General features: G+C 59.7%; 25 protein-coding genes, 1 tRNA gene and 1 pseudogene. 8 read left to right on the top strand and 19 right to left on the bottom strand.

All coding sequences use genetic code 11. The annotated features are described in order from the left end of the window. Nucleotides 1–277 precede the first annotated feature (277 nt). The 5 genes and pseudogenes from rplL to Q1A32_RS10515 form a co-directional block, all read right to left on the bottom strand. A complete protein-coding gene (gene rplL, locus Q1A32_RS10535) occupies nt 278–652 on the bottom strand; it encodes a 50S ribosomal protein L7/L12 (RefSeq protein WP_299612704.1) in 375 nt (124 codons plus the stop codon). Between the two features lie 69 nt (nt 653–721). Then, nucleotides 722–1,234 (bottom strand): 50S ribosomal protein L10, encoded by a 513-nt coding sequence (rplJ, locus tag Q1A32_RS10530; protein ID WP_299612707.1) that lies wholly within the window; start codon nt 1,232–1,234, stop codon nt 722–724. 579 nt (nt 1,235–1,813) lie between these two features. After that, a complete protein-coding gene (locus tag Q1A32_RS10525) occupies nt 1,814–2,698 on the bottom strand; it encodes an NAD(P)-dependent oxidoreductase (RefSeq protein WP_299652491.1) in 885 nt (294 codons plus the stop codon). A gap of 733 nt (nt 2,699–3,431) precedes the next feature. Continuing rightward, nucleotides 3,432–3,731 (bottom strand): hypothetical protein, encoded by a 300-nt coding sequence (locus tag Q1A32_RS10520; RefSeq protein WP_299652876.1) that lies wholly within the window; start codon nt 3,729–3,731, stop codon nt 3,432–3,434. Between the two features lie 171 nt (nt 3,732–3,902). Next, a pseudogene (locus Q1A32_RS10515) lies at nt 3,903–5,116 on the bottom strand (AMP-binding protein); the annotation flags it as partial. Nucleotides 5,117–5,523: 407 nt separating this feature from the next. Here Q1A32_RS10515 and Q1A32_RS10510 point away from each other — a divergent pair. Next, nucleotides 5,524–7,311: an EAL domain-containing protein gene (locus tag Q1A32_RS10510; protein ID WP_299652489.1), complete on the top strand. Its 1,788-nt coding sequence runs from the start codon at nt 5,524–5,526 to the stop codon at nt 7,309–7,311. Nucleotides 7,312–7,671: 360 nt separating this feature from the next. Here the strand turns inward: Q1A32_RS10510 and rplA are convergent, their stop codons facing one another. From rplA to Q1A32_RS10475, 7 genes are all read right to left on the bottom strand, one after another. Then, the gene (rplA, locus tag Q1A32_RS10505) at nt 7,672–8,370 is read right to left on the bottom strand and encodes a 50S ribosomal protein L1 (protein ID WP_299612717.1); all 699 of its coding nucleotides are present in this window, start codon (nt 8,368–8,370) and stop codon (nt 7,672–7,674) included. A gap of 1 nt (nt 8,371) precedes the next feature. After that, complete coding sequence (gene rplK / locus Q1A32_RS10500; protein ID WP_299652487.1) at nt 8,372–8,797, bottom strand: 50S ribosomal protein L11; 426 nt, start codon at nt 8,795–8,797, stop codon at nt 8,372–8,374. Between the two features lie 972 nt (nt 8,798–9,769). Further along, entirely contained in the window at nt 9,770–10,303 is a 534-nt protein-coding gene (nusG, locus tag Q1A32_RS10495) for a transcription termination/antitermination protein NusG (protein ID WP_299612722.1), read from the bottom strand. A 168-nt stretch (nt 10,304–10,471) separates the two neighbouring features. Further along, nucleotides 10,472–10,669 (bottom strand): preprotein translocase subunit SecE, encoded by a 198-nt coding sequence (secE, locus tag Q1A32_RS10490; RefSeq protein ID WP_299612724.1) that lies wholly within the window; start codon nt 10,667–10,669, stop codon nt 10,472–10,474. A 103-nt stretch (nt 10,670–10,772) separates the two neighbouring features. Beyond that, nucleotides 10,773–11,477, bottom strand: coding sequence for a hypothetical protein (locus Q1A32_RS10485; protein WP_299652485.1), 705 nt, complete (start codon nt 11,475–11,477; stop codon nt 10,773–10,775). Between the two features lie 319 nt (nt 11,478–11,796). Continuing rightward, nucleotides 11,797–12,498, bottom strand: a complete 702-nt coding sequence (locus Q1A32_RS10480; RefSeq protein WP_299652483.1) for an SDR family oxidoreductase — start codon at nt 12,496–12,498, stop codon at nt 11,797–11,799. A gap of 23 nt (nt 12,499–12,521) precedes the next feature. Then, nucleotides 12,522–13,226, bottom strand: coding sequence for a type 1 glutamine amidotransferase domain-containing protein (locus tag Q1A32_RS10475; RefSeq protein ID WP_299652481.1), 705 nt, complete (start codon nt 13,224–13,226; stop codon nt 12,522–12,524). Nucleotides 13,227–13,332: 106 nt separating this feature from the next. Here Q1A32_RS10475 and Q1A32_RS10470 point away from each other — a divergent pair, with 106 nt between their 5' ends. Further along, nucleotides 13,333–14,229 carry a LysR family transcriptional regulator gene (locus Q1A32_RS10470; RefSeq protein ID WP_299652479.1) on the top strand — a complete coding sequence of 299 codons (897 nt, stop codon included), beginning with the start codon at nt 13,333–13,335 and terminating at the stop codon, nt 14,227–14,229. 41 nt (nt 14,230–14,270) lie between these two features. Here the strand turns inward: Q1A32_RS10470 and Q1A32_RS10465 are convergent. Next, nucleotides 14,271–14,346 (bottom strand) — tRNA-Trp (locus Q1A32_RS10465). Nucleotides 14,347–14,506: 160 nt separating this feature from the next. On the opposite strand from Q1A32_RS10465, the gene Q1A32_RS10460 reads away from it, so the two are divergent. Continuing rightward, the gene (locus Q1A32_RS10460; protein WP_299612734.1) at nt 14,507–15,001 is read left to right on the top strand and encodes a ferritin-like domain-containing protein; all 495 of its coding nucleotides are present in this window, start codon (nt 14,507–14,509) and stop codon (nt 14,999–15,001) included. 112 nt (nt 15,002–15,113) lie between these two features. Here Q1A32_RS10460 and tuf read toward each other — a convergent pair whose 3' ends face one another. From tuf to Q1A32_RS10445, 3 genes are all read right to left on the bottom strand, one after another. Beyond that, nucleotides 15,114–16,289, bottom strand: a complete 1,176-nt coding sequence (tuf, locus tag Q1A32_RS10455; RefSeq protein ID WP_299652477.1) for an elongation factor Tu — start codon at nt 16,287–16,289, stop codon at nt 15,114–15,116. 93 nt (nt 16,290–16,382) lie between these two features. Next, the gene (locus Q1A32_RS10450; RefSeq protein ID WP_299652475.1) at nt 16,383–16,916 is read right to left on the bottom strand and encodes a hypothetical protein; all 534 of its coding nucleotides are present in this window, start codon (nt 16,914–16,916) and stop codon (nt 16,383–16,385) included. 30 nt (nt 16,917–16,946) lie between these two features. Further along, nucleotides 16,947–17,567: a hypothetical protein gene (locus Q1A32_RS10445; protein WP_299652473.1), complete on the bottom strand. Its 621-nt coding sequence runs from the start codon at nt 17,565–17,567 to the stop codon at nt 16,947–16,949. Nucleotides 17,568–17,677: 110 nt separating this feature from the next. Between Q1A32_RS10445 and Q1A32_RS10440 the strand changes: the two genes are divergently transcribed. Next, complete coding sequence (locus tag Q1A32_RS10440; RefSeq protein WP_299652471.1) at nt 17,678–19,042, top strand: cytochrome P450; 1,365 nt, start codon at nt 17,678–17,680, stop codon at nt 19,040–19,042. Here the strand turns inward: Q1A32_RS10440 and Q1A32_RS10435 are convergent. Genes Q1A32_RS10435 through Q1A32_RS10425 form a run of 3 tightly spaced genes read right to left on the bottom strand, consistent with a single transcriptional unit; the run spans nt 19,039 to nt 23,697 of the window. Beyond that, nucleotides 19,039–20,124 carry a M48 family metallopeptidase gene (locus Q1A32_RS10435; RefSeq protein ID WP_299652469.1) on the bottom strand — a complete coding sequence of 362 codons (1,086 nt, stop codon included), beginning with the start codon at nt 20,122–20,124 and terminating at the stop codon, nt 19,039–19,041. The two genes, Q1A32_RS10440 and Q1A32_RS10435, sit on opposite strands and share 4 nt — an antisense overlap. After that, on the bottom strand, nt 20,121–21,395 hold the full coding sequence (locus Q1A32_RS10430; RefSeq protein WP_299652873.1) for a DUF898 family protein: 1,275 nt from the start codon (nt 21,393–21,395) through the stop codon (nt 20,121–20,123). Before Q1A32_RS10430 ends, Q1A32_RS10435 begins: the two co-directional genes overlap by 4 nt. A gap of 7 nt (nt 21,396–21,402) precedes the next feature. Beyond that, nucleotides 21,403–23,697, bottom strand: a complete 2,295-nt coding sequence (locus tag Q1A32_RS10425; protein ID WP_299652467.1) for a DNA topoisomerase IV subunit A — start codon at nt 23,695–23,697, stop codon at nt 21,403–21,405. Nucleotides 23,698–23,925: 228 nt separating this feature from the next. On the opposite strand from Q1A32_RS10425, the gene Q1A32_RS10420 reads away from it, so the two are divergent. The 4 genes from Q1A32_RS10420 (at nt 23,926) to Q1A32_RS10405 (ending at nt 26,284) form a co-directional block, all read left to right on the top strand. Next, nucleotides 23,926–24,543: an SH3 domain-containing protein gene (locus Q1A32_RS10420; RefSeq protein WP_299652464.1), complete on the top strand. Its 618-nt coding sequence runs from the start codon at nt 23,926–23,928 to the stop codon at nt 24,541–24,543. Nucleotides 24,544–24,596: 53 nt separating this feature from the next. Further along, nucleotides 24,597–25,427 (top strand): SDR family NAD(P)-dependent oxidoreductase, encoded by an 831-nt coding sequence (locus Q1A32_RS10415; RefSeq protein ID WP_299652462.1) that lies wholly within the window; start codon nt 24,597–24,599, stop codon nt 25,425–25,427. 72 nt (nt 25,428–25,499) lie between these two features. Continuing rightward, nucleotides 25,500–25,706, top strand: a complete 207-nt coding sequence (locus tag Q1A32_RS10410; protein ID WP_299612755.1) for a twin transmembrane helix small protein — start codon at nt 25,500–25,502, stop codon at nt 25,704–25,706. 2 nt (nt 25,707–25,708) lie between these two features. Continuing rightward, nucleotides 25,709–26,284 (top strand): cob(I)yrinic acid a,c-diamide adenosyltransferase, encoded by a 576-nt coding sequence (locus Q1A32_RS10405; protein WP_299652460.1) that lies wholly within the window; start codon nt 25,709–25,711, stop codon nt 26,282–26,284. The last annotated feature ends 29 nt before the right edge of the window (nt 26,285–26,313 follow it).

Here is a 26,313-nt window from a genome sequence, read left to right as displayed (position 1 = left end):
CGTTTCTCTGGATGCTGCAGCGCCGTCGGGCCCCGGCACGCTGCACCCGTGAGACGATGGGTTTCAGGTCAATTCATGGCCACCGTCCCACCGGCAGCCTCCCGACCTTGCAAACCGCATCTTGGAAAAGACTTCTTTGGGAAAAGCCCTTACCAAGACGGGTCGGGCCGGACGCGCGATATGCGCATCCAGCCCATCGTTTTCAAGTGGGGGTGTGGAATTCGGCAAGAATTCCTGTCGCCCTTGATGCTCAAGAGTGCCCCCGTCCCAGCGGGACTTAGGCCAGTTCGACCTCGGCGCCAGCTGCTTCCAGCTTGCCTTTGATCTCTTCGGCTTCGTCTTTGCCGCAGCCTTCTTTGATCTTGCCACCGGCTTCGACCAGGTCCTTGGCTTCTTTCAGGCCCAGGCCCGTGATGCCGCGAACTTCCTTGATCACGTTGATCTTGGAGGCGCCGGCGTTCTTCAGAACGACGTCGAATTCGGTCTTCTCTTCCTCAGCTGCGCCACCGGCATCAGCAGGGCCCGCCATCATGACTGCGCCACCGGCTGCAGGCTCGATGCCGTACTCGTCTTTGAGGATTGTTTTCAGTTCTTGTGCTTCCAGCAGGGTCAGACCCACGATGCTTTCTGCGAGTGCTTTCAGATCAGCCATTGTATCAGCTCTTTCCGTTTACTTGTGTTCCAACGTGCGAGGTCAATCACACGCCAATCAGACAATGCCTTAGGCCGCCTTTTCTTCGATGGTCGAGAGAATAGAGGCGATGTTGCTTGCAGGTGCGCCAATGGCCCCGGCGATGTTCGATGCAGGTGCGCCAAGCATGCCCGCGATGGTGCTGATAAGCTCCTCGCGCGAAGGCATCTTCGACACAGCTGTAACGCCAGCCCGGTCCAACGCGTTCTCACCCATCGCCCCGCCCAGGATCACGAACTTGTCGTTGCCCTTGGCAAAGTCCTCGGACACCTTGGCAGCCGCCACGGGATCTTCAGAATAGGTCAGAACGGTCATGCCCGTCAGATAGTCGGCGATGCTTTCGCATGGCTTCCCGTCCAGGGCGATCTTGGCGAGCCTGTTTTTGGCAACCCGAACAGACGCCTCCGCGTCACGGGCACGTGCGCGCAGGTCCTGCATTTCGGCAACTGTCAGACCGGCGTAGTGGGCAACCACAACGACGCCAGAGCTTTCAAAGATCTGGCCGAGTTCCTCGACCACTTTCTCTTTCTGGGCTCTATCCACAGTTTTCTCCAAATTTGGGGGCCTTGATGGTCCCCGGCTCAGTTTGCACCGGATCACTCCGGCGGTTTGGTCCTCGATAAAAACGGGTCCAAAGCCGCCAGAAGCTCGACAGAGCATCTGAGTAAGTAAGGCCTGTTCCCGCCTCGGGCAGGAATTATGACTGGCCTATCCCAATCACCCACCGTCTCGGACGAAATAAGGACGCGCCCGAATCACAGACACGTCCTTGAATGGGTGGTTAGAGGGTTTGGCCCCAGATGCCAAGGGGGTAAGGGTGTGAGAGCCGGTTTGGGCGAGGTGTGGCTGGGGAGCGGGCCAATGCCGCAATTATACCTGAGAGCGGTGTACCCAGGAAGCGGACATTGCAAGGTCTTCATGTATGTCCGCGACCAGCCCATACTTGCGAACGCTGCGCGAAGCACGAATTGCCGCAAAGCGTACTGAACTTTGATTGCAGTGCATAAGGTCAACGATCGAATTTAAACTTCCGCGATGGCAGAGACCGAAACGCTTCTTCATTCAAACTGTCGTAAAACAAACCCTATGTTACAGTTCGGCCAAAGGCCCAACAGATACGACTTATTCCACCGCATCCCGCCATGAGTGCTTTGGTTGAAAACCTACCATTTTTCTGGCCTTCTTGTTGGAGAAAAAGGTCTCGTTCGGGCCCATTTCGCCGCGCAGTTCGACGCCCTGATAGAACTGCTCGATCACCTGATCAGATGTGATACAAACCGACATATCGTCGTTCGATACGTTGAAGACTTCGTACCCCATACCGTCAGTTTTCAGGCAGCAATCGACCATGTGCCCCAAATCCCGGGCATCGATATACGCAAATATGTTTCGGCGGCGAAGCGCTGGGTTCTCGATGAAGGCCGGGAACATCTCTGCATACTCGTGCGGCTCAATCACGTTGTTGATCCGCAATCCATAAATATCGGCACCTGTCCGAGCTTGAAAGGAACGGGCCGTCATCTCATTGCAGACCTTCGACATAGCATAGCTGTCATGGGGTATGGTCGGGTGGGTCTCATCAATTGGTACAAAATCCGGTTTCAACTCTCCGTCCGCAAAGCAAATGGCATAGGTTGTTTCAGAGCTTGCAAAGATCACCTTTCGCACGCCCAGTTTCACGGCTGCCTCGATCACATTGTAGGTTGTCAAGGTGTTCTGCCGAAAGCACTCGCCGTCGGTCCCGATCATGACGCGGGGAATAGCCGCAAAATGCACAACAGCATCATAGGTTGGAACGCCGGTACCGGCATCCAATTCTGCGGCTTCGACAAACTGAGACATGGCACCGATGACCTGACCGGCGTCGCAGAGGTCAATCAGCAATTCTGGACAGTCGAGCCCCGAAGGAGTTTGATCGACATTCACGACATGATGGCCTTGCGCGAGCAGGTGCCGGATCGCCCATTTGCCTGCTTTTCCGCTGCCGCCCGTAAAGAAAACCCTCATCTCATCATCCGATCTTTAGCGCCTGAATGGCATTCCGATTTGATCCTCATGATGAACCATCTTTGATTTCGACAGCAAGGCTGGACCTCAAAACCAACCGCTTTCCATCAGAAGGCTCGGGAAATGGGATTTTCATGCAGGATGACCAAGAGCAGTACGACTTCGCCAAACCGACTAAATTTCGTTGAAGCGGCCGTTCGTTCGACTGCAGCCAATTCACCGTTAGTCCCACATTCTCGCCATATGTAGAGCAGTTTGACAACGTCCGTTTCCGTCCGACGACAGACGTTACCTCGTCCGGGTTCAAGCCGAAGGCGCGTCGCCATTGTTGCTCGGACCGATGGCGTTCCAATGGCAACCATCGACAGACCGTCCCCACGGGCTGGCGATGCATCCTCACCCGCACATGGCTCAAACGGAAGACGACCCAGCACTCGCAAAGCGTCCCGCACCAACCCTGAGACCGTCATCCACCGGTCCGAAGATGTCCGCCTCACGCGCCGCAGGGCGGGCTTCAGCCCGCCATCCTCCGGCAATTACACACCCAAAAAACCGAGAACCCGAAAACCGCCCGCCTTCGGGCGCAATGCTACAAATCAACTCATTAAAATCTCAAAAAGCCACCGGGCGCAGGCCCAACCTCCTGATCCCTCGCCACTTTCACAAACCCATGAACATCCCGTGGCCCAACCGAACAGCCTGTCCCCGCGGGGACAAACCTCACGAACCCGCCTCAGCCCACATAATCCTCGCGCAATTGTCGCCGCAGCACCTTGCCCGACAGCGTCACCGGCACCTCGTCCACAAAGCGCACCACCTTGGGCACTTTGTAGTTCGTCAGCCGCGCTCGGCACGCCTCCAGAATGTCTTCTTCCCCAACACTCTCGTCCGACCGGACCACGAACGCGGCGGGAGCTTCGGCGGTCTTGGCGTCTTCGATCCCGATGACCCCCACCTGCACCACCCCCGGCACGGTCGAGATGGCGTCCTCGATCTCATTCGGCGAGACGTTGAAGCCAGACACGAGGATCATGTCCTTCTTGCGATCCACAATTTCCAGATAGCCTTCGTCGTCCATCACGCCGATGTCGCCCGAGTAGTACCACCCATCCTTGATCACCTCTGCCGTGGCCTCCGGGTTGTCGAGATAGCCGTCCATCATGCCGGGGCTACGCCCGATCACCTCGCCCGGTGTCCCTGCGGGGACGTCCTTGCCAGCATCATCCACGATCCGTATATCGGCGCCCGGTGCAGGCACGCCCACCTTGCCCAACCGGTTCGCGCCCGGCGGGTTGAACGTCAGGATGCCCGACACTTCCGTCATGCCGTAGCCCTGCAGGATCTCGACCCCCGTCATCTCCTGCCATTTCTGCGCCACCCCCGTCTGCTGCGCTGCCCCGCCCGAGCCGCAGAACCGGATGTTGGAAAAGAGCGCCCGGTCGAATCAAGGCTCCACCATAAGGGCGGCAAAGAGCGTGTTGATGCCCGTAAACCACGTGATCCGGTACTTTTCGAATGCGGCCTTCAGGTTTGATGGTGGACGCGGGCTGGGCGCCAGAATGCCATGCCCCCCGACCGTCAAACCCGAGATGAAGATTAGGCTGAACGCGGTGATATGATACAGCGGCAAGGCCACCAGCGCGACCTCGTTGCCCTCTTGCAGCAGGCCAGTTGTCATCAACCGCCCCTGCTCTGCGTTGGCGAGGATGGCCTGATGCGACAGAACCGCGCCCTTGTTCTGCCCGTCGTGCCACTGGTGTATTGATACAGCGCAGGCGACGCAGGCGTGACATCGCGGGTGTAGGACGGGATGTCAGCAGACGCCAAGCGCGCCCGCCCCTTGGCCAGCGCCTCGGCCATGGGTGTCGCGGCGGTGGTCATCGCCGGGATCACCTTGCGCACGCGTTTGAGGACGAATTTCAGCAGTGTCCGCTTCAATGTCGGAAAGAAATCGACCACAGACAGCGTGACCACATGCGTGACCCCGGTGCGCGCCACAACCGCGTCCAGCTTGTCGCCAAACAGATCGATGATGACGATGGTCTTGGCCTTGCTGTGGTTCAGCTGATGCTCAAGTTCGTGAGGGGTATAGAGGGGGTTCACATTGGTGCCCACGCACCCGGCCTTGGCGATCCCAAGCGATGCAATACAGAACCCGATGCAATTGGGGGACATGATGGCCACCGTATCACCGGCAGCCAGACCCAACTCCTCGCGCAGGTACACGGCAAACGCCTCCGCATGGGCTTTCATCTCGGAAAATGTGACGGTGGTTTCTGCCCCTGTTGGCAATATCGTCGTCAGCGCGGGCTTCGTGTCATACAATTCCACAGCGCGATCCAGGCTTTCAGCCAGCGTTCCGGTCTCAAGAACGTCCAGCCCAAATTGCGCAGCCTGCTCTCCAAACGGATATGTCATTGGTTGCGTCATCTGTGTCCCCCGTTGACCACCTTCAGGATGGCGTTGGGCGAGTATACGCAGAATCCGCTGTGGAGATAGAGACAGGGCACTGAGGCTCCCAAGCCCGCACGCGTCGAATCCTCAGCCATTCCAATGCCAAATTGGTTTCTACATCCAAAGAAGCTAAAAACTGCGGAAACAAATGGCCCCGCATTTACCGTTCCTCAAGCCCGATATCGTGTCACTCATCCCAGTGCTTTTGATGCGAGTGAAGGATTAACGAAATGCTCGGCTTACGGTTTTTTATTTTTGGTATTGCCGCAATTGCTGCAATTTGGGCGTCCGTCAGCCTTGGTGTGAACAAGGCCGTGGAAAACGTTCTTTTCCGAGAATCCGTTGATAAAGCAACGCATTGGGGCACCCATATGGCACGGCATATCCCCGATATTGAAGCCCTTGTGGAAACCGGCGTGCCCAATGAAGAGCAGACCGATGCGATAGACAGCATCAAGGAACTGGGCGATATCTTCAGGTTCAAGTTGTTCACAGCGGACGGGCGTCTGTCGCTGGTGTCCGATGACGTGTCGACGGCAGAGTACAAGGGCACCTCTGATGTCGTCGATCCAGAGCCTGAAAGGGTCGCGCGAACCGGGGCGGCGGTTGTCGATGTGTTTGACGGCACTCAAAAGGCCAATCGGCCCGACCTCTACGCCGAGGCATATGTTCCACTGCTGGACGAGGCTGGCCAACCTTTGGGCGTGGTTGAAGTGTACGTGGATCAGACGGCCACGGCCCGATATTTCAAAGACAGCTTTCAGACATTTGGCCTCATGCTCATGCTGTTCTGCGGGGCCATTTTTATCCTGCCCAGCCTCGCTTACTACCTGCAACGCGTGTTGGCCGAACGGTCGCGGAAAGATGCTGAGTTTCTGGCCCGTTTTGATCCGCTGACGGGGTTGATGAACCGGCGCGAGTTCGCGGTTCAAGCCGAAGCTTATGTCGAGCAGGGCAATTTGTCTGTGGCGTGCTACCTCGACCTTGATCACTTCAAAACGATCAACGACACGCACGGGCATGCGGTCGGTGATGCGTTTCTGTCGCATATCGCGTCCATTCTTCAGAAAAACTGCCGCAAGGAAGACTTGATCGCCAGGTTCGGCGGCGACGAATTCGTCATTGGGTTCCACCGTGTTTCTCTCGAACAGGCGGCAAACAGGGTCAGAACGATTTTGAAGTCCTGCGCCGAACAGATTGATATCGACGATGCGAGTTTTGCCGGCACGGTCAGCATCGGGTTGGCGGAAATCAAGCCTGGAAACGACGTAGAGACGATCCTCAGGAATGCAGACACGGCACTGTATTATGCGAAATCCTCCGGCCGGAACAATTTCGCGATTTATGGCGACGAAATGGGTGAGGAACTCAAGGAGCGTTACAAACTGGAATCCCGGATCAGACAGGCAACGGAAGATCGCGATTTCGAAATCTACTTCCAGCCGCTGGTGTCCAGCAAGGATCAACAAGTCACCGGTCACGAAGCACTGCTGCGCTTGTCGGATGGAGACGGCAATTTCATTCCACCCGCCGTGTTCATTCCGGTGGCGGAAAACCTTGGCCTGATCGATGAGATCGGGGCGTGGACAATTCACGCAGCGATCCAGCAAGTGTCCAAGGCACGTCATGACAAGGTCCTCGCGATCAACCTGTCATCGATACAGTTCGAAAGTGGCGAGTTGGTTGATACGGTGCGCGACGCGCTGGACGCGGCGAACTTCCCGGCCCATCAGCTGGAGCTTGAGATTACGGAATCCCTGTTGCTGGCGGACAGCACCTTTGTCGAAATGCAGATCGATTCCCTGCGCGAGATGGGTGTCCGCATCGCGATGGACGATTTCGGCACTGGATTTTCCAGCCTGAGCTATTTGTGGAAATACGGCTTTGATCGCTTGAAGATTGATCGGTCCTTTGTCGCCGCGCTGGACGAAAACTCCGAAAGATCCCGCGAGATCATCGAATCTGTCGTCATGTTGGGCTCGCGTCTGAAAATGAAGATCACCGCCGAAGGTGTCGAAACGCCGGAACAGTCGAAATTCCTGTCGGATCTGGGCTGCGACACATTGCAGGGGTACCTTTATGGCAGGCCCGCGCCTCTGGTGGCGGAAGATCAGCACATAGAACCCGTGACCTCTGCAACGCTGGGCAAAGCCGGATGAAGGTGCGGTGAGGGTCGCTTGGCACGGTAATGTCAGGCGACAGCTGGCGGCGTGACGGGTTCGAAAGCTAAGGGACTGAGACAGCGACACGATGCATTGGTCGGCATCTTGGATCCGAAAATGCAGCATCTGCGCCCGGCCCCATGAAACCGCCCCGCTTCAAGGGGCAGGCTACCGGTTCACGAGTTAACATCCGCAAAACCTACCGTGCGCTGGGTCAAATCCATGATCTTGCGTGACTTTCCAGGCTTTCCGAACATCCCGTGAACGAACCGAACCCCTTGTCCCCGCGGGGACAAAACGAAAAAATGGCGCGTACCCGGACGGGCACGCGCCATTTCTCATCATGTTTTCGCCCGATTATTCGGTAACGGCGTTCTCGACGTCAACGCTGACGCCCGGACCCATGGTCGAGCTGAGCGAGACTTTCATCATGTAGGTACCCTTGGCGCCAGATGGCTTTGCCTTGGCCACGGCACCGACGAACGCGCGGACGTTTTCGACCAGTTTGGCTTCGTCGAAGGACGCTTTGCCAACACCTGCGTGCACAACGCCGGCTTTCTCGGCCTTAAACTGAACTTCACCACCCTTGGCCGCTTTCACGGCGTCAGCGACGTCCATGGTCACGGTGCCGACCTTGGGGTTCGGCATCAGGTTGCGCGGGCCCAGCACCTTACCGAGACGGCCAACGATGGGCATCATGTCAGGTGTAGCAATGCAGCGGTCAAAGTCGATGGTGCCGCCCTGGACGGTTTCCATCAGATCCTCGGCGCCGACGATGTCGGCCCCTGCGGCTTGCGCTTCCTCGGCCTTGGGGCCGCGGGCGAAGACAGCGACGCGAACGTCCTTGCCGGTGCCGTTGGGCAGGCCAACCACGCCGCGCACCATCTGGTCCGCGTGGCGGGGATCGACGCCCAGGTTCATCGAGATCTCGATTGTCTCGTCGAACTTGGCCGTGGCGTTGCCTTTGACCAACGCGACCGCGTCTTCGACGGTCAGGTTGTCTTTGCCGGCGAAGGCTTCGCGGGCGGCTGCTGTGCGTTTTCCAAGCTTTGCCATCTTACTTCACCTCGATGCCCATGGAGCGGGCGGAGCCCAGGATGATCTGCATTGCGCCTTCGATATCGTTGGCGTTCAGATCTTTCATTTTCGCCTCGGCGATTTCCTTGACCTGAGCGGCTGTGACGCTGCCCACGGTTTCACGGCTCGGGTTGTTCGCGCCGGATTTCACCTTGGCCGCCTTCTTCAGATAATAGGACGCTGGTGGCGTCTTGATATCCATGGCGAAGGACTTGTCCTGGTAGTAAGTGATCACGGTGGGGCACGGTGCACCGGGCTCCATATCTGCGGTCTTGGCGTTGAACGCCTTGCAGAATTCCATGATGTTGATGCCGCGCTGACCCAGCGCCGGACCGACCGGCGGGGATGGGTTTGCCTGACCGGCGGGCACCTGCAATTTCATGGTGCCTGCGAGTTTCTTGGCCATGTGCCAATCTCCTGTTCAAACAGCCGTGGGACGCGTCCCTTGGCCTATGTTGATGTGGTCTGGTCCGAGCCTCGCGTGGCCCTCGCCTCCCACATGGGATGCTGCAAATGCAACAGGAGCGCCGATTACCGCGCTCCTGCCCGCATTACAAGGGGTTTGTGCCAGTTTGTCCCCGCGGGGACACGTCATCAGCCGTCGTGAAGGACCGCGTCTATATGATGCGACTGTCGGGGCGCCCCACGTCGGTCAGTCGATGTGATGGGGTCGATGATCGAGCACGGGATGCGATGGTCATAACAGGAATTGGGTCGGTCAACGGTCGGGTCGGAGCACGCATCGGCTTGGATTGCTGGCTGGAGCAGCGCTATGCAAATGGACAAGGTCAGACGCGCTACTCAGCGCTACACTCCTTAGCCGTTGAATTGCCGTATGGAGCACATGCCTGCGCCTGATCAGCCGAAGCGCGGAGGCGTTCTGTGCGTTGCCGCAAGGCTCTTATTTCGGAGCCAAAGGTGGTTTCATGGGACGCGGAGGCTGCTTGCGGCTACCGTGGATTGCAAAAGAGTTGCGTGTGCGATCTGTCGGGGAAGGATTTTTTCACCATCCAATCCCGTGACAGGCAAAGCGGCATCTGTTGGTGCGAACATAGAAATCGTTTGCTCTAATACGCGGGCGCTGTCGTTTTCACTGCCAAACTTCAGAATGCCACATGCGATGCGTACGATTGTTGTCGGCGGGACCCGCGATTTGAAGCAGTTCCTCGAATACTTTGATTCTCGGAATCATCCCGAGTACGACGCGCGTTGGCGTTTCCACATCCCGCGAGGATGTAACGGGAAGGCGCAATGACCGGCGTCCGGGGCAGCGCATATTGTGGATGAATCTGTGGACAAAGCGACGGCCAGTCAGACACCAGCGCATGGAAAAAAGGCGCACAAGCGTGCGCCTTTGGCTGTTGCGATATATCGGCAATCAGGTCTGTTTGTTGACCTGCGTGTATTCCAGTTCGACCGGCGTTTCGCGGCCAAAGATGGACACGGTGACCTTGAGGCGCTGGTTGTCTTCGTCGACCTCTTCGACCATGCCGTCGAAATCCTCGAACGGGCCGTCGTTGACCTTGACCTTCTCGCCCACCTCGAAGCTGATCATCAGCTTTGGTGCGTCTTCGCCTTCCTGAACGCGGTTCAGGATCTGGTTCACTTCGGCATCGCGCATCGGCATCGGACGGCCTTGCGGACCGAGAAAGCCAGTGACGCGATTGATCGAGTTGATCAGGTGATAGCCCTGATCGGACATTTCCATATGGACCAGCACGTAGCCGGGCATGAAGCGGCGTTCGGTGGTCACTTTCTTGCCGCGCCGGACCTCGATCACCTCTTCGGTGGGGACCAGCACTTCGTCGATCTGATCCTCAAGGCCGTTTTCCTCAACCGAGGTTCGGATCTGCTCGGCGATCTTCTTTTCGAAATTCGAAAGAACGCTGACCGAATACCACCGTTTTGCCATGTCTTTTCTGGCCCCTCGCCCGATAAGTTACGTCTGTTGCGGCGGCGTGTGCCGCTGCCCTGAATGAAAATCGGCGCGGGGCTCGAATCGCCGCGCGCCTGCTTCAGATCAGTTTTGGGGGATACTCTGCACCATTTCAAAGTGCAAGAGGGTCAGCGCCCGGTTGCGTCACCCGAAGGTGGTCAGCACCATTTCCAGACCGCCGCGGATCAGGATATCGACCAATGCGAAGAACACCGCTGTCAGTGCTGCAAGGATGAACACCATGACGGTGGTCAGGAACACCTCGCGCCGCGTCGGCCACACCACTTTTGAAACTTCCGAGCGAACCTGCTGGATGAACTGAAGTGGGTTTGTTGTGGCCATGGATCATGTCCTTTGCTGCGGATGGATGGCATGTAACGGCCCCGCAAGCTGAATTCAAGACGGGATTGTCCCCCGCCTTGTGTCACATCGGCGGCAAAAACGCTCAGCTTTCCTGAACCATTCGGTCAAGCCTGTCGGCCACCACGGTCTGGTGGTCGATGTCCGCCTGCTGCATGGCCTGAAAGTCTGGCATGTAAAGGCTGTCCGCCGTTCCATCCGGCAGCAGGTCAAGCACGCCATCCCAGCGACAGGCAAAGGCGTCCAGCCTTGTGCGTAAGCCGGCGGCACGGGCGCTGTCGCGCGTCTCGACCCGGTTGAGCCACGCAAGCACGCCCCGCCATATGCGATCAGCCCCGAGGGTCAGGAATGCCCCTACACCCAGCATGAGCGTCAGCGCCGCCCCGATCACAAACCAATGCGGTCGAACGACAAAAAGGAGCGCCGCGCTGGCAATGGCGAGGTGCCGGGTTTTGGGGTGAAACGCACGAAGTCGATCAAAGACCAAGGTTATGGGTCGGGCCACCACCGATCTGGCGCGCGCCAACAGACCGGGCCGTGTGGGCTGGGCGGGCTCTTCAAGCTCCGGCAGATCAGAGGCCCGGCGGCGTGGGGCAGGATCGGTCGTCTGCTCGACAAAGGCGCGCGGTTTCGTGGCTGTATCCTGCGTGTCGGGTGTCGCGTCGATTGTAGCGTTTGCGTTCGACGTCGGGGGCGTCGCGCTGTCTTCGGTCAGGAGCGACCGGATCATCGACATGGTCTCTTCCTCACTCGGCTCGTGAGACTGACCGGGGATCAAAGTATATTTCATCTGGCCGCTTTCTTGCCCCGTTACAAACCGGGGATCCGTTTACCAACCTGTGTCATTCAGGCGTTTTTTACCGCTCCGCGCGTGGCGGATAAGGCGAAGCTAGGGCCGGAATATGCGGCGCTGGTGTCGGGGATGTGGCGAAAAGATGGCACTGTTGCCATGTGCGGAACAGCCAAGGTGTCTGCGCAAAATCGTTTCCGGGCTGTGCTGCCTGTGATCGCTGCGTGCGTTTTGGGTCCATAGTTTTGGCGCAACTGGGTGAATCGGCCCGGCGCTCAGTCCGGGCGCCGCAATGTCGGCGGCGCCCGGTGCATGATGCTTAGTGGTGCTGATCCGAGAACGGCTTTTTCGGCCGGGGATAGATCGGCAGGTGCGGCACCAGCACATGATCGGGTTGTTCGATCACATACATGAACGCCCTGGCAATGTCGTCGGGCCGCAGGGCGTCGGGTTTGGGATCGTCAAAGAATGGCGTGTCCGTCATGCCGGGATGGAGGCAGGTCACACGTCCGCCCGCGTCCCCCAGTTCCGCACCCAGATTATCGGCATAGCCGCGGATGAACCACTTGGTCGCGGAATAGACCGATCCCCAGACCGTGCCTTGCGCCGCAAGCGATCCGACCAGCACCATGTGCCCTTTGGACGCTCGCAGATGCGGCAGCGTGTACTTGGCGGTGAGCGTCACCCCCAGACAGTTGACGTTGATCATCTGCTGGAAGCTTTCGGGATCGCCCGCTTCGGTCCCGCGGGAGGACGCGCCCAGTCCGGCGTTTGCAAAGACCACGTCCAGGTGCCCGAAATGGGCGACGGCGTCTTTCACCATCTGCTCTTGTTGCGCGGCATCCGTGACGTCGCAGGTCAAGGCGATTGCATTGTCTTCACCGAACTCCTGAACCAATGCCGCGAGTTTGTCGGCGCTGCGTGCGGCCAGTACCACCTTGTGGCCCGCCCGCACCGCGTATCGGGCACAGATCTCTCCGATGCCGGACGATGCCCCTGTGATGAGAATAACCTTGGACATCCTGTGCCCCCCTTTCTGCGCGCTTAGGCCGCTTTCTGGATGTCAGATACGGCTTCCAGCGCCAGATCGGCCGTTTTATGTGCCGATGCCGGGTTTTGGCCTGTCACAAGGGTGCCATCACGGACGGCAAAGGGCTCAAAGTCCGGTGCAGATTCGTAGTTTGCGCCAAGCTCCTTCAGCTTGGTTTCCAGCAGGAATGGGACGGCGTCCTGCAAGCCCACGGCGTGTTCTTCGCTGTCGGTGAAGCCAGCCACCGTGCGGCCTTCGACGAACGGTTTGCCGTCGGTGGCCTTGACCCCGACGAAACAGGCGGGTCCGTGGCAGACAGCGGCGACGATTTTGCCCGCACGGTCGAATGCTTCGATCACTGCGGCGAGTTCCGGATTGTCGGGGTAGTCGAACATTGTTCCATGGCCACCCGGCAGAAACACTGCGTCAAAACCGCCGGTATCGATGTCGGTAAACCGAGGGGTGGTGGCGACCTTCTCGATCAGATCCTTGTCCTTGAGGTAGCGCTCGACCGAGGCATCATTCTCGCCGTCTTCGGCGACACTGCGTGCGTCAACGGGAATGGCGCCGCCTGAGATCGAGGTCAGCGTCACGTTCGCGCCTGCGTCCAGAAAGGCGTAGTAGGGTGTCGTCAACTCTTCGAGCCACACGCCGGTGGGCTCACCGTTGTCCATCTTGGCGGCAGAGGTCACGATCATCAGGATGTTTGCGTTGGTCATTGTCTAGCTCCGTTCTGTGCTGTTCGGTTGGAGAGATAACGCTGAACATTCATAATTGATCCCCAGTAGATTTGCGCTCTGCTATAAATTTTCTTATAGGCCCCGTATGAGCCTTCAAAATCTGCGATCTTTCGTCGAAGTCTACCGGTCGGGGACGATCAGCGACGCCGCGCGCGCCCTTGGGCTGACGCAGCCTGCGGTGTCGCAGCATATCGCGGCACTTGAAACGCAACTGGGCCGCAAGCTGTTTACGCGGCAGTCGCGGGGCATGACCTCGACGATGCTGGCGGATGATCTGGCACAACAGGTTGGCGATGGTCTGGACCGGGCTGAGGCTGCGTTGTCTACAATGAAGGCGCGATCCGTGAGCCTGACGGGGACGGTGCATATCGCGGGCCCGGCGGAGTTGATGGCAGAGCATGTCGCGCCGCATCTGTCGGTCCTGTGGCAGGCGGGCTTGCAAATCCGCATGCAGTTTGGCGGACGGGATGCCTTGTATCAGATGCTGTTGGATGGGCGTGTCGATCTGGCCTTTACAGCCTCGACCCCATCGGACACGCAGCTGGATCACCTTGGGATCGGAACCGAAAGACTGATGCTGGTTGCGGCCCCGGCACTGGCACAACAGCTGACGGAAGCACGTGATCTGAAGGCTGCTTTGCGCGAGATGGATCATGTTGCCTATGACACGGATCGTCCGCTGATCCGCAGTTGGTGTGATGCCAATGAAATTGATCTGGTGGGCACGGTCCCCGCCGTCATAGCCCCGGACATTCGTGCCTTGCGCGCCTGTGCCGAAGCCGGAGCGGGATGGTCGATCATGCCGGATTATCTTTGCGCCCGCAGTCTTGAGGCGGGCACGTTGCAACAGGTTCAGGCACCGACACGCACCCCGCAAAACCAGTTTTACCTGGTCTGGGTGAAAAGCGCGCTGCGCCACCCGCGCGTGGCCTTTGCCCGTCAAAAGCTGTTGACTGCCTTGCAAGGCGCACCTGCTGCGTAAAGACGGCGTAGGCGCGTACTGCTGGCAAAATGTGGAAGATTTGGCAGGGGCAGCAGGGTTCGAACCCGCGACCTACGGTTTTGGAGACCGTCGCTCTACCAGCTGAGCTATACCCCTGTGGTGCAGGCGGGATATGCGATGGTCTGACCAAGATCAAGACCTGTTTCGCCTCTCTGCGCGCCGGATAATTTCCGCCCATTGCAGCGGCCACATGGAACCCAAGCGCCTGCGGCCCCGTTTCATTCGTGAATGGAAATCACGGAGAGGAATTTGAACCATGGCCATCAATACGCTTCACGACGTGTATCACGATCAACTGCAAGACCTGCACAGCGCTTGCAGCCAAGCCATCGAGGCCACGACTGCATTGGGTCGCGCCGCATCGGACAAGGAGTTGTCGGAGGCACTGATCGCGGGCAGCAACGGCATCGCGGACGGGTTGGATCAGATCAAATCAATCTGCGCCAAGCACGACCTCGACCCAAAGGGCGAGCATTGCAAGGGTATGGAGGGGTTGGTCAAAGAGGCCCACGCCCATGGTATCGACGCAGAATTTGGCGATGATGATGCGCGGGATGCGATGATCATCACGCAATACCAGCGGATGGTGCATTATGCGCTGGCGGGCTACGGTTGCCTCGTTGCGTTTGCCAACCGTCTCGGGCTCGACGAAGATGGGGCGCAGCTGCAAAAGCTGCTGGACGAGACGTATGATGGTGACCGTCGCATGACCGACATCGCGACAGGATCGGTGAACAAGGCTGCGGCCTAAAGGATCCCATTCACCAAATGAAAAGGGCCGCTCTGGAAGGAGCGGCCCTTTAGTTTTAGAACGGCGGATCGAGATCCGCCTTTTTATTGCACCCGTCGCGGTAAACCGCGACTTACTCGGTGATTTTCGACACCACGCCGGCGCCGACGGTGCGGCCGCCTTCGCGGATCGCGAAGCGCAGGCCTTGCTCCATCGCGATCGGTGCGATCAGCTCAACACCGAACGACACGTTGTCGCCCGGCATCACCATCTCGGTGCCCTCGGCCAGCTGAACCGTGCCCGTCACGTCCGTCGTGCGGAAGTAGAACTGCGGACGGTAGTTGGCGAAGAACGGCGTGTGACGGCCACCCTCGTCCTTGGTCAGGATGTAGGCTTCGGCCTCGAACTTCGTGTGCGGCTGCACAGAACCGGGCTTGCACAGCACCTGGCCGCGCTCAACCGCTTCACGGTCGATGCCACGCAGCAGCGCGCCGATGTTGTCGCCCGCTTCACCACGATCCAGCAGCTTGCGGAACATTTCCACGCCCGTGCAGGTCGTTTTCTGGGTGTCCTTGATGCCGACGATTTCGATCTCGTCGCCCACGTTGATCACGCCACGCTCGACACGACCGGTCACAACCGTGCCACGACCGGAGATCGAGAACACGTCTTCGACAGGCATCAGGAAGGGCTGGTCCACGGCACGCTCGGGCGTCGGGATGTACTCGTCCACAGCCGCCATCAGTTCGCGGATCTTGTCTTCGCCGATATTGGCGTCACGGCCTTCCATCGCCGCCAGCGCGGAACCCGCGATGATGGGCGTGTCGTCGCCGGGGTATTCATAGGTGTCCAGCAGTTCGCGGACTTCCATTTCAACCAGTTCCAGCAGCTCTTCGTCGTCGACCTGGTCCACTTTGTTCATGAACACGACGATCTTCGGGATGCCAACCTGGCGGCCCAGCAGGATGTGCTCGCGCGTTTGCGGCATGGGGCCGTCGGCGGCGTTCACAACCAGGATCGCGCCGTCCATCTGGGCCGCACCGGTGATCATGTTCTTGACGTAGTCGGCGTGGCCGGGGCAGTCGACGTGGGCGTAGTGACGCGCGTCGGTCTCGTATTCCACGTGCGCGGTCGAGATCGTGATCCCGCGCGCTTTTTCTTCCGGCGCGCCGTCAATCTGGTCATAGGCCTTGAAGTCACCAAAATACTTGGTGATCGCCGCCGTCAGCGTCGTCTTGCCGTGGTCAACGTGGCCAATCGTGCCAATGTTAACGTGCGGCTTATTGCGCTCAAACTTTTCCTTTGCCATCTTGTCAGACGCCCTTTTTTAAGTTGCCGGTCGGAACCCTGCGGTTCACTCCGCGCGGCATGTATTGCGATTGGGCGGGAAAATCAAGCGGGCTTAGGTATCGTTTGGCAGTCCGCTGATGGCGCTTTTGACCGCAACCGAGAACCCTTCGACCGTCTGGTCATAGTCACGTTCCGGCGTGGGGCTGGTGGCGACACCGATGACGCCGGGCAGGCGCAGGAATTCGGATGTGCCCTTGATGTCTTCGGGGCCGAACAAAATAGCGCCCGACACTGCATCTGTCACCGTTACCTCGGCCTCGATCGAGCTGGGACCGCCAAAGGCGAAGGCCGCACCCGGAGAGGTCAGGCGCACGGATTGCAGACGCACGTCGATATTGGCATTGGATGGCCCGCCATCGCCCATGCGACGCCCAAGCGCGCGGCCAATGTCGCTGGCGATCTTCTCGCGCGAAATGTCCAGTGTCCGCCCCTCGACGCCCGCGAAAGACGACGTGTCAACGCGCACCTCGTTGGCGACAATGTCTGCCGGGCTGATGCGGGATTGCGACTGGGGCGCCGTGTCCATGCAGGCGGCGACCGTAAGCGTGCAGGTCAGCCAGAGCGCAAGGCGTAAGAATTGGGTCATGGTTGCGCTCCTCCGCTGTCACCACCTTGTTTATATATCGGCGGCGGTGTCCGTATTCTCGATTCGTGCGGTTTCGTCGGCGTCAGGCACGTCCGCCTCGGGGGCGTTTTCGTCCGGTGTGAACCAACCCTCCTGGTTTTGCTGCCGCACCAAATAGCGTTCAACGGCCTTGGCGGCGTTCTGGCTGAGTTCCTTGAGCTGTTCTTCGGCGGTCTTGGTATAGCCCGTGCCGATGATCGGAGCCGTGCCAAAGGTTTCCAGAACCGTGATCTGTTCCGGCTCATCGTTCAGCTTGCCGCCCGCGGCATCATCCCACACGGTGACATTCAGGATCAGCGCAGACTTGGGTGCCAGAACAAGCGGGATTCCGGGTTGGGCCAGCACGTACCCTTCGACCGAGATGCCGAAGTGATAGCGGCTGTCACCCGAGTAGCGCCCGAACCGTTCCGACATCGCATCTTTGACCGCGACGGCCAGTTGCTGTTCGGTGGCTGGGCGGCTCAGAGGGCCACGCTGCGCCTTGTCGGCAATGACGATATTATGCTCAAGCCGGAAGTCGCCAAGTGGCACAGGTGCTTCATCAAGGTCGCGATTGCTTGCACACGCCGACAGCGTGACCAGCACTATTAGGCCCAATACCCAACGTATCATTCCTGCACTCTCCCCGTTTTTGTTCCACATCGGATAGCGCAGGTGCGACCAAGGCGCAATTGCCGGGCCGACAATGCGTTTTACATCGTTGCATAGATACGGAGGGAGCCATGCCTGACACTGCCCTGCCCGAGGTGCTGCCGGTCCGCGTGCAGCTGGTAGACGAAGAATGGGGGATCTGGAAAAGCCTGCAGATGGCGCGCACCAACGTGCTGCGCATCATTCCCGAGATTGCAACGACCCAGCCCATTGTTTCCGGCAAGACGGGCAAGCGATGGCATATGGTCATGGACCCCGCTGCCATTCGCGGCATGCTGCTGGACCGGCTTGATCAATACCCCAAGTCCATCGTGACCAAGAACCTGTTGAAGCCTGCCATTGGCGAGTCGATCTTTATTGCCGAGGGCGCGGACTGGCGCTGGCAACGGCGGACTGCAGCCCCTGTGTTCACGCACCGCAACATGATGAACCTGGCCCCGATCATGACGGCAGCCGCCGAACGCTGCGCGGGCCGCATAGCTGCAGCCGCACCCCGCGCAGTGAACATGCTGGACGAGATGGTCACGACCACCTTTGACGTCATCGCCGATGTGACCTTTTCCGGGGGCGAAACCTTTGATCGGGACGCTGTGCACAACGCCATTGACGACTACATATCGGAGGCGGGCAAAATCTCTCTGTTCGACATTCTCGGGGCACCGGATTGGATTCCGCGTCCCGGCCGCATCGTGTCCGGCAAGGCCATGCGGGACACCAAGGCCGTCGCTGATCAGGCGATTGAGGCGCGCGCCAAGCAGCCACATGGCGGCGTGCCCGATCTGCTGGACCTGTTGCTTGAGGGCGAGGACCCGAAATCCGGGCGCAAGATGACCACGGCGGAGTTGCGGGACAATCTGCTGACATTCATCGTGGCTGGCCATGAGACGACGGCGCTGACCTTGGCGTGGTCCATGTATCTTGTGGCCTTTGATCAGACTGTGCAGGACCGCGCGCGGGCAGAAGCACAGTCGGTGCTTCAGGGCCGCGCGGCCACAGGCGAGGATGTAGAGAACCTGCCCTTTATCCGCCAGATCATTGACGAAGCGCTGCGCCTTTACCCGCCCGCCGGGATGGTGTCGCGCACTGCCATGGCCGATGACGTGCTGTGCGGGCGCGAGATCAAGAAGGGCGATACCTGCATCATTCCGATCTATGCCTTGCATCGGTCCAAGCTGCTTTGGGACGAACCCGACGCGTTCCGGCCTGACCGTTTTGCGGATCGCAAGTCGGTGGACCGCTATGCCTATCTGCCCTTTGGGGATGGCCCCCGCATCTGCATTGGCGCGTCCTTTGCCTTGCAAGAGGCGGTGATCATTCTGGCCACTGTGCTGAGCCGTTTCAAATTCGCCCCTGTTGCGGGCAAGGATCCCGACCCGGTGATGATCCTGACGTTGCGCCCTGATGGCGGTGTATGGCTGACGGCGGAACCCGCCTAGCTGTCGCAGATCGCCTGCAGGTCTGCCCATTGCTCACCGGACAGGATGGGTGTCCAATCACGCCCCTCGGGTGCGACGGTGCGGGCGGTGTCGATACGCTCGGACAAGGTGGGGTGCGACAGGAAGTGCGCCACGATGCCATCATTGTCGCCATACCGCGCACGCAGCCGTTCGAACATGTCCCCAAGTGCTGCGGGGGACACGTTCGCCTGTTCCAGAGCTTCGTGCGCGAAGGCGTCAGCAGCGGTCTCAGCGGCCTGGGTGTAGCTGGCGTCAATCAGACGCTCCGTCAGGAACAGCACCACCGCACCGCCCGCAAAGTCCCCAAAGAGCAAGCCCAGCACCCCGATGCTGCCTGCTGACCGCAAGGCGTGGCGGGTGGGGTCGCGGCTGACCACGTGGCCCAGTTCATGGGCGAAGACGGCCGCCACTTCCTCGGGTGCTTCGGCCGCATCGATCAGGCCACGGAAGAAGACGACATTGCCGCCAGGCAGCGCGAAGGCGTTGATCATCGGGTGGTTCAGCACAAACACCGATGCTTCGGTGCCGTCAGGCAGCGATGGGGCGAAAGTCTCTGCCATGGCCTCAAGTGCGGCGCGCCCTTCGGGTTGTTCGCAAAAGGCCAGCGGCCCGAGGCTTTCGGTGCCCAACGCGCTGCGGATTTGATCCAGCGTTGCCGTGCCCAGCGCGCGTTCGGCCCTTTGCGGGATGATGTTCGCCAATTGATCCGCCATGAGCGGGATCAATACCGCGATTTGGAACGCAACGGCGGCAATGGCCCCTGCCGCCCACAGTGCCAGACGACCGCGGCCTTTGGGCGGGGCGCGTTTGGTCAGTCGCGGCAAATGCGGCAGCGTGCCCGCGTTGGGCACATGCAGCCGCGCCACGGGGTCTGTCGTCAGGCGTAATACCTGATCGATACCGGAGGGCAGATCATCGACGGCCCGGATATCCGCTTTGGCCCAGAGCATGTCTTCGCCCGCATCAGGCGACAAAACAAGAAACGCGCCATCGTCACTGGGCCTGATGTAGACCTGCACTGGTGTGGGCGTGTTGCCGTCAAAATAAGAGCCGCAGGTCATATGGCAGCCCCCAGATCAAGCGCTTCGGCAAAGCCTTCGGCTTCGGCAAATTCGTCCCGTTCCCGCTGGCTGATTTGGGCCAAGCCATCATGGGTGGGCAAAGCCGTCGTTGAGGCCATGTGGCGCATCAGCGGGAAGGTCACAAATGTGTTGTAGACCACCGACCAAAGCAGGAAGACGCCGAAATAGACCACGATTGACACCGCAATCGTCAGCCACTGCGGCAAGTCGAAGGACAGACCAGTTCCGTCTTGGGTGATCTGGCCCATGATCTGGATCCCCACCAACGGCAAGAGCAGCAACATGATCAAGATGATCCCAAGCGTCAGAACCAGGTAGGCCAGGAAAGTGCCCCCGGCGTAAATCCACGCCACTCGTCCCGTGCGCAACCGCGAGCGGAAGGTGATGCCGGGCGCGGCCTTGTGGTTTGCCATCAGACGTCGCGCGCCAAAGATGTAGTGCACCACGCCGTAATAGAGGCCGAACAAAAGCGGGATCAACAGCCAGAGACGCCAAAGATCCTTGGTGTCCGTGGATGTCACCAACAGGTTTTGGGCCATTTCCAAACCCAGCACCTCAACCAAAATTTCGCGCCAGAACAAGGTCCATACCGGGCCCAACGGCTGTAGGTAAGACACCCAGATCGTCCATACCGCTGTCAGGATCATTGCCCCGATCAGGGGCCACGCCGCCCCGTACAGCATGGTCCAGCGCCCGCCTTGCGTGAGTTTTGCTGAGCCAAAGAAGGTCCGGTCCGTGCGGTATTTTTCGAGGGCGAATGTCATGCGCGGCCAGAGCGCGCCGAGTGTGAGAATCGTCAGCAGCCAGTGCCCGCAGGCCCGCCATGCGTAGCCCCATGCCCCCGGTTCCAGCCCAAAGCGGACGCCGCGCCAGCGGGTGCGGCCAAGCACGTAGCGGCGGGCGCGGTAGCGGGCGTAGAACCACAGCGGGATCACACCGAGGAAGCTGAGAAAATAGCCCGCGACGTTGCCGTCAAAGAACGAGAAGCTGATGAACATCAGCAGAAGGTTCACCACCCCGATGTAGAAAGTCAGGATGACCACGGCGATGAAAAAGCCCAGCAGCTTCTCCCACGGGTCGCCGACATATTCCATCGGGTGGCCGCCGGGACGGATGGAGCCCCAGAAGTAGCGGCGCAGGCGGGTTTTCATCCAGAAGCGGTAAAAGCCCAGCGTCAGGATCGACCAGAACCCGGTTTTCAGCGCCAGCCAGAACACGGCGCCGCGCCGACCGGAGAACCCGACCGACAGCGTGCCATCAGGTGAACTTGTTGTCCCTTGGGAAGCCGCGGGGGGCCATCCGCCCTGCCCCGGCGCGTTTTCCGCGCCACTCGTCGAGGTCGGTTTCGGTGCGTGTCCGTCCTGCGGGGTCGAGCCAGCTGAGCCCGTCTGCCAGGGTGAAGGTGGTTGCATCGCTCAGGCCCCCGTCCTTGTACTTTTGGAGCCGGACGCCCTTGCCGCGTGCCATCTCCGGTAACTCTTCAAGTCCAAACACCAACACCTTGCGATTCTCGCCCACGACAGCAACGCAATCGCCATCGACGGGCCTGCATACGGCCACTTTCACATCACCGCGCACGTTCAGCACCTGTTTGCCGGTGCGGGTCTGCGCGATCACTTCGTCCTCGGGAACGATGAACCCATCGCCTGCCGACGATGCGACCAAAAGCTTACGACCGGGTTTATGGGTCAGCAGGGAATGGATTTGCACCTCGTTCGGCAGATCGACCATCAAGCGCAGGGGTTCCCCCATGCCGCGCCCACCCGGAAGGTTCGAGGCCGACAGGGTGTAGAACCGCCCGTTCGATCCAACCACCAGCAGACGATCCGTCGTTTCAGCGTGGAAGATAAAGCGCGGGGCGTCCCCATCCTTGAACTTCAATTCGCGGGTCAGATCGATATGGCCGGTCATGGCCCTGATCCAGCCCATCTGACTGCACACCACGGTGATCGGTTCGCGGTCGATCATGGCCTCAAGCGGCACATCCTCGATCTCGCCCGCTACGGCAAAGGTGGTGCGGCGGGCACCGCCTTCGTAATCCTTGCCAAACTGCTTCTTGGCGTCGCGCAACTGGTCGGAAATGGCCTGCCATTGCAGGTCTTCGCTTTCGAGCAGGTCCTCAAGAGCGGCGCGTTCTTCCATCAGTTCGGACTGTTCGCGCAGCAGCTCCATCTCTTCGAGACGGCGCAGCGAGCGCAGGCGCATGTTCAGGATCGCTTCGACCTGCACTTCACTCAGCTCGCCATCACCCGGACCGGGGGGCACATAGTCGGCCTCGGTCATGGCCCGCGCGTGATCCTTGCCCCAATCCTCGCGCATCAGCGCGGCCTTCGGTTCGTCATCGTAGCGGATGATGTCGATCACACGATCCAGGTTGAGGAAGGCGACGATCAGCCCCTCTAACACCTCAAGCCGGTGGTCGATCTTTTCCATCCGGTGCTGGCTGCGGCGGATCAGCACTTCGCGCCGGAAATCGAGGAAGGCGCGCAGCACTTCCTTCATCGAACAGACCTTGGGAGTGACGCCGTCAATCAGCACGTTCATGTTGAGCGAGAACCGCACTTCAAGGTCCGAATTGCGGTAGAGCATGCCCATCAACACATCCGGGTCCACGTTCTTGGACCGCGGTTCCAGCACCAGGCGGATGTCGTCGGCGGACTCGTCGCGCACATCGCCAAGGATGGGCACCTTCTTGGTCTGGATGACCTCGGCCAGCTTCTCGATCAGCTTGGATTTTTGGACCTGATAGGGGATCTCGGTGACAACGATCTGCCATTGGCCGCGGCCCAGATCCTCAACCTCGTAGCGGCAGCGCAGGCGGAATCCACCCTTGCCCGTGCGGTAGGCTTGCGCAATCGCTTCGGGTGGTTCGACGATGATGCCACCAGTGGGGAAGTCGGGGCCCGGCACATAGTTCAGCAGCGTGTCGTCGCGCGCATCAGGCGTTTTGATCAGATGCAGGCAGGCGTCGCACAGTTCGGCAATGTTGTGCGGCGGAATATTTGTCGCCATGCCCACGGCGATGCCCGAAGAGCCATTGGCGAGCAGGTTGGGAAACTGCGCGGGCAGCACCACCGGTTCGGTCAGCGTGCCATCGTAATTTTCGCGGTAATCAACGGCGTTTTCGTTGAGGCCCTCAAGCAGCGCCTCGGCCACGGCCGTCATGCGCGCTTCGGTATAACGCGAGGCGGCAGGGTTGTCGCCGTCGATATTGCCGAAGTTCCCCTGCCCGTCGACCAGCGGATAGCGGACATTGAAATCCTGCGCCAACCGCGCCATCGCGTCATAGATCGCGGCATCGCCGTGCGGGTGATAGTTGCCCATCACGTCGCCGGAAATCTTGGCTGACTTGCGGAAGCCCCCTGACGACGACAGCCGCAATTCCCGCATAGCGAATAGAATCCGACGATGAACCGGTTTCAGCCCGTCCCGCGCATCCGGCAGCGCACGGTGCATGATCGTGGACAGCGCATAGGTCAGGTACCGTTCCCCAAGTGCGCGGCGGAGCGGTTCGGACAGGTCCATGTTGGGGGTGTCGGTCGTATCGGACATAGATGATGTGTAGCCGCACGCCCTGTCGGGAACAAGCAGTCAGACCAGTATTCTTCCGTTTGGGAACCTTTGGCTGGCTTGCGCCGTTGCTCAGACACCACAGACAATCGTCATGGGGAAAATTGACCGGAATTAACCAGTGCTGGGAATCGGTCGGTTTGATATCACAAACCTGTGTCATCAAGCTGCTGATGTGACACAACAAGTATGTTTGGGGGGACGCACGGTATGGCGCGGTTCATTATCGTCACTTTTGGGTTTTTGGCATTCGCGTTTTACGAGATGAGCGGCGGATCAGATTTCGACGCCGAGGAAACGCGGTTGTCGCGCATTGATGCACCTGCGGTTGTGGAAGAAGAGGCGCTGGACAGCGAACCAGTGGTGGTTGCCAATGCACCCGAACCCGTCCTGCCGGAAAACGTGACGCGCGTTGCGCTTAACCTCAACAGCGTGAATGACGTGCTGCGCCCGCAGCGCACTGTACGGACGACAGCAGCCCGCGTGCGCGCAGCCGAGCCCGAGGTGACAGAGGTCGCGCTGTCTGAAGAAGAGCCGACACTTATTCTGCCAAGCCTGATTGTGGATACAGCGGTGATCACGCCCGTCGATTTCGGCGCGCCCGCACCTGAGGCGCCTGTGGCGTCGGGCCGCGACATTCGTGCTGTGTCAGCCCGATCCGTAAACGTGCGCGGTGGGCCGGGCACCGATTATTCGGTTGTGAACCGGCTGACGCGCGGGGCCGAGGTGGAGGTCTTGCAGGACCCCGGCAACGGGTGGGTCAAGTTGCGCCCAGTGGATGGCGGCACAATTGGCTGGATGGCTGATTTCTTGCTGAACAAAGGCTGATTGCAAGCCCTCCTGATCCGGCTATTGTCCCGCGCGAAACACGACGGGGCACCATGTCACAAAAATCAGTACTCATCACGGGGTGTTCCTCCGGCATCGGATATGCGTCCGCGGTAGGGCTGCGCGATGCCGGATGGCAGGTGTTTGCATCATGCCGCCAAGAGCACGACTGCGCCCGTTTGCGGAGCGAAGGTTTTGTAAGCCCACTTATCGATTATGCAGACACGGCCACAGTGACATCCGGTTTGGCGGAGGTGTTAGACGCAACCGATGGCACATTGCATGCGGTATTCAACAACGGCGCCTTTGGCACACCGGGAGCCGTCGAAGACCTGCCGACGGACGCGCTGCGGGCCATCTTCGAGGCGAATTTCTTTGGTTGGCACGAACTGACGCGGCAAGTGATCCCGGTCATGCGTGCGCAAGGCCACGGACGGATTGTGCAATGCTCATCAGTGCTTGGGTTCGTGACCATGCCATGGCGTGGTGCGTATAATGCGACGAAGTTCGCGCTCGAAGGTCTGACGCATACATTGCGGATCGAGATGCGGGACACGCCGATTCATGTTATCCTGATCGAACCCGGTCCGATTGAAAGCAAGTTTCGCACCAATGCCATTCTGCAGTTCGAGCGGTGGGTCGATTGGGAGGCATCGCCGCGCGCGGAGCAGTACCGCACGAAGCTGCTGCGGAAGCTGTATAAGAAAGGTGGGCCAGACCCGTTCGAACTGCCCGCCGAAGCAGTGGTCAAAAAGCTGCGTCATGCGCTGGAATCGAACGCGCCGAAATCCGCGTATCTCGTGACCACGCCAACCTACCTGATGGCGGCCGCGCGCCGGATCCTGCCGATGCGTGCGATGGATTGGGTGCTGTCGCGCGGGTGACTTAAGGACGCGTTCGCTTTTGCAGGCGGGCCGCCTACATCAACCAAACGGAAGAAAAAGGGACACCGAGACATGGGCTCTGACGCGCTATTCATTCTGATCGTTCTGGCCTGTTTGGCCGTTGTTGTCGTGCTGATGCTGGGCCTTGGCGGTTTTGCCAAGGGGTCGGGCTGGGCCAAGACCAACTCGAACAAGTTGATGCGCTACCGGATTGGGGCGCAATTCGTGGCGGTCCTCTTGATCCTTGGCTATGTGGCACTGCGCGGAATGGGGAACTGAACATGGTTGTTCTGAACAAGATTTATACAAAGACCGGTGACGCGGGCGAAACCGCATTGGGCAACGGCGCGCGGGTTGCGAAACATGCGATGCGTGTCACGGCCTATGGCACTGCGGATGAGTTGAACGCATTTCTGGGCGTGGCGCGGCTGGAAGCGACGGGCGATGTGGATGCAGCCCTGAGCCGTATTCAAAACGATCTGTTCGATCTGGGTGCGGACCTGTGTCGCCCGGATATGGAGCAGGACGCCGAAGCCGAGTACCCGCCGTTGCGCATGGCGGATGCGCAGGTGACCCGTCTCGAAAACGAAATTGATGCGATGAACGGCAAGCTTGAGCCGTTGCGCAGCTTTATCCTGCCCGGCGGCTCTGCGTTGTCGGCACATCTGCATGTGTGTCGGACGGTCGCGCGCCGGGCCGAACGACTGTCGGTTGAGTTGGCCACGATGGAGGCGGTGAACCCGGCGGCGGTGAAGTACCTCAACCGCCTCAGCGATTGGTTCTTCGTTGCGGCGCGCATTGCGAACAATGGTGGCAAGGACGACGTCCTGTGGGTTCCGGGTGCGAACCGCGACTAGCGACACGCCATCCGGCAGAGGGCTTGGTA

Source organism: uncultured Tateyamaria sp., from assembly GCF_947503415.1.
Classification (GTDB): Bacteria; Pseudomonadota; Alphaproteobacteria; order Rhodobacterales; family Rhodobacteraceae; genus Tateyamaria.
Note: the sequence above shows the minus strand (reverse complement) of the source record. Positions and strands in the feature narration are given on the sequence as shown.

Coding starts and splice junctions, on each gene's coding strand:
- rplL (WP_299612704.1), bottom strand. CDS start 652: ATGGCTGATCTGAAAGCACTCGCAGAAAGCATCGTGGGTCTGACCCTG.
- Q1A32_RS10525 (WP_299652491.1), bottom strand. CDS start 2,698: ATGAGGGTTTTCTTTACGGGCGGCAGCGGAAAAGCAGGCAAATGGGCG.
- Q1A32_RS10520 (WP_299652876.1), bottom strand. CDS start 3,731: ATGATCCTCGTGTCTGGCTTCAACGTCTCGCCGAATGAGATCGAGGAC.
- Q1A32_RS10510 (WP_299652489.1), top strand. CDS start 5,524: ATGGCACGGCATATCCCCGATATTGAAGCCCTTGTGGAAACCGGCGTG.
- rplA (WP_299612717.1), bottom strand. CDS start 8,370: ATGGCAAAGCTTGGAAAACGCACAGCAGCCGCCCGCGAAGCCTTCGCC.
- rplK (WP_299652487.1), bottom strand. CDS start 8,797: ATGGCCAAGAAACTCGCAGGCACCATGAAATTGCAGGTGCCCGCCGGT.
- nusG (WP_299612722.1), bottom strand. CDS start 10,303: ATGGCAAAACGGTGGTATTCGGTCAGCGTTCTTTCGAATTTCGAAAAG.
- secE (WP_299612724.1), bottom strand. CDS start 10,669: ATGGCCACAACAAACCCACTTCAGTTCATCCAGCAGGTTCGCTCGGAA.
- Q1A32_RS10485 (WP_299652485.1), bottom strand. CDS start 11,477: ATGAAATATACTTTGATCCCCGGTCAGTCTCACGAGCCGAGTGAGGAA.
- Q1A32_RS10480 (WP_299652483.1), bottom strand. CDS start 12,498: ATGTCCAAGGTTATTCTCATCACAGGGGCATCGTCCGGCATCGGAGAG.
- Q1A32_RS10475 (WP_299652481.1), bottom strand. CDS start 13,226: ATGACCAACGCAAACATCCTGATGATCGTGACCTCTGCCGCCAAGATG.
- Q1A32_RS10470 (WP_299652479.1), top strand. CDS start 13,333: ATGAGCCTTCAAAATCTGCGATCTTTCGTCGAAGTCTACCGGTCGGGG.
- Q1A32_RS10460 (WP_299612734.1), top strand. CDS start 14,507: ATGGCCATCAATACGCTTCACGACGTGTATCACGATCAACTGCAAGAC.
- tuf (WP_299652477.1), bottom strand. CDS start 16,289: ATGGCAAAGGAAAAGTTTGAGCGCAATAAGCCGCACGTTAACATTGGC.
- Q1A32_RS10450 (WP_299652475.1), bottom strand. CDS start 16,916: ATGACCCAATTCTTACGCCTTGCGCTCTGGCTGACCTGCACGCTTACG.
- Q1A32_RS10445 (WP_299652473.1), bottom strand. CDS start 17,567: ATGATACGTTGGGTATTGGGCCTAATAGTGCTGGTCACGCTGTCGGCG.
- Q1A32_RS10440 (WP_299652471.1), top strand. CDS start 17,678: ATGCCTGACACTGCCCTGCCCGAGGTGCTGCCGGTCCGCGTGCAGCTG.
- Q1A32_RS10435 (WP_299652469.1), bottom strand. CDS start 20,124: ATGACCTGCGGCTCTTATTTTGACGGCAACACGCCCACACCAGTGCAG.
- Q1A32_RS10425 (WP_299652467.1), bottom strand. CDS start 23,697: ATGTCCGATACGACCGACACCCCCAACATGGACCTGTCCGAACCGCTC.
- Q1A32_RS10420 (WP_299652464.1), top strand. CDS start 23,926: ATGGCGCGGTTCATTATCGTCACTTTTGGGTTTTTGGCATTCGCGTTT.
- Q1A32_RS10415 (WP_299652462.1), top strand. CDS start 24,597: ATGTCACAAAAATCAGTACTCATCACGGGGTGTTCCTCCGGCATCGGA.
- Q1A32_RS10410 (WP_299612755.1), top strand. CDS start 25,500: ATGGGCTCTGACGCGCTATTCATTCTGATCGTTCTGGCCTGTTTGGCC.
- Q1A32_RS10405 (WP_299652460.1), top strand. CDS start 25,709: ATGGTTGTTCTGAACAAGATTTATACAAAGACCGGTGACGCGGGCGAA.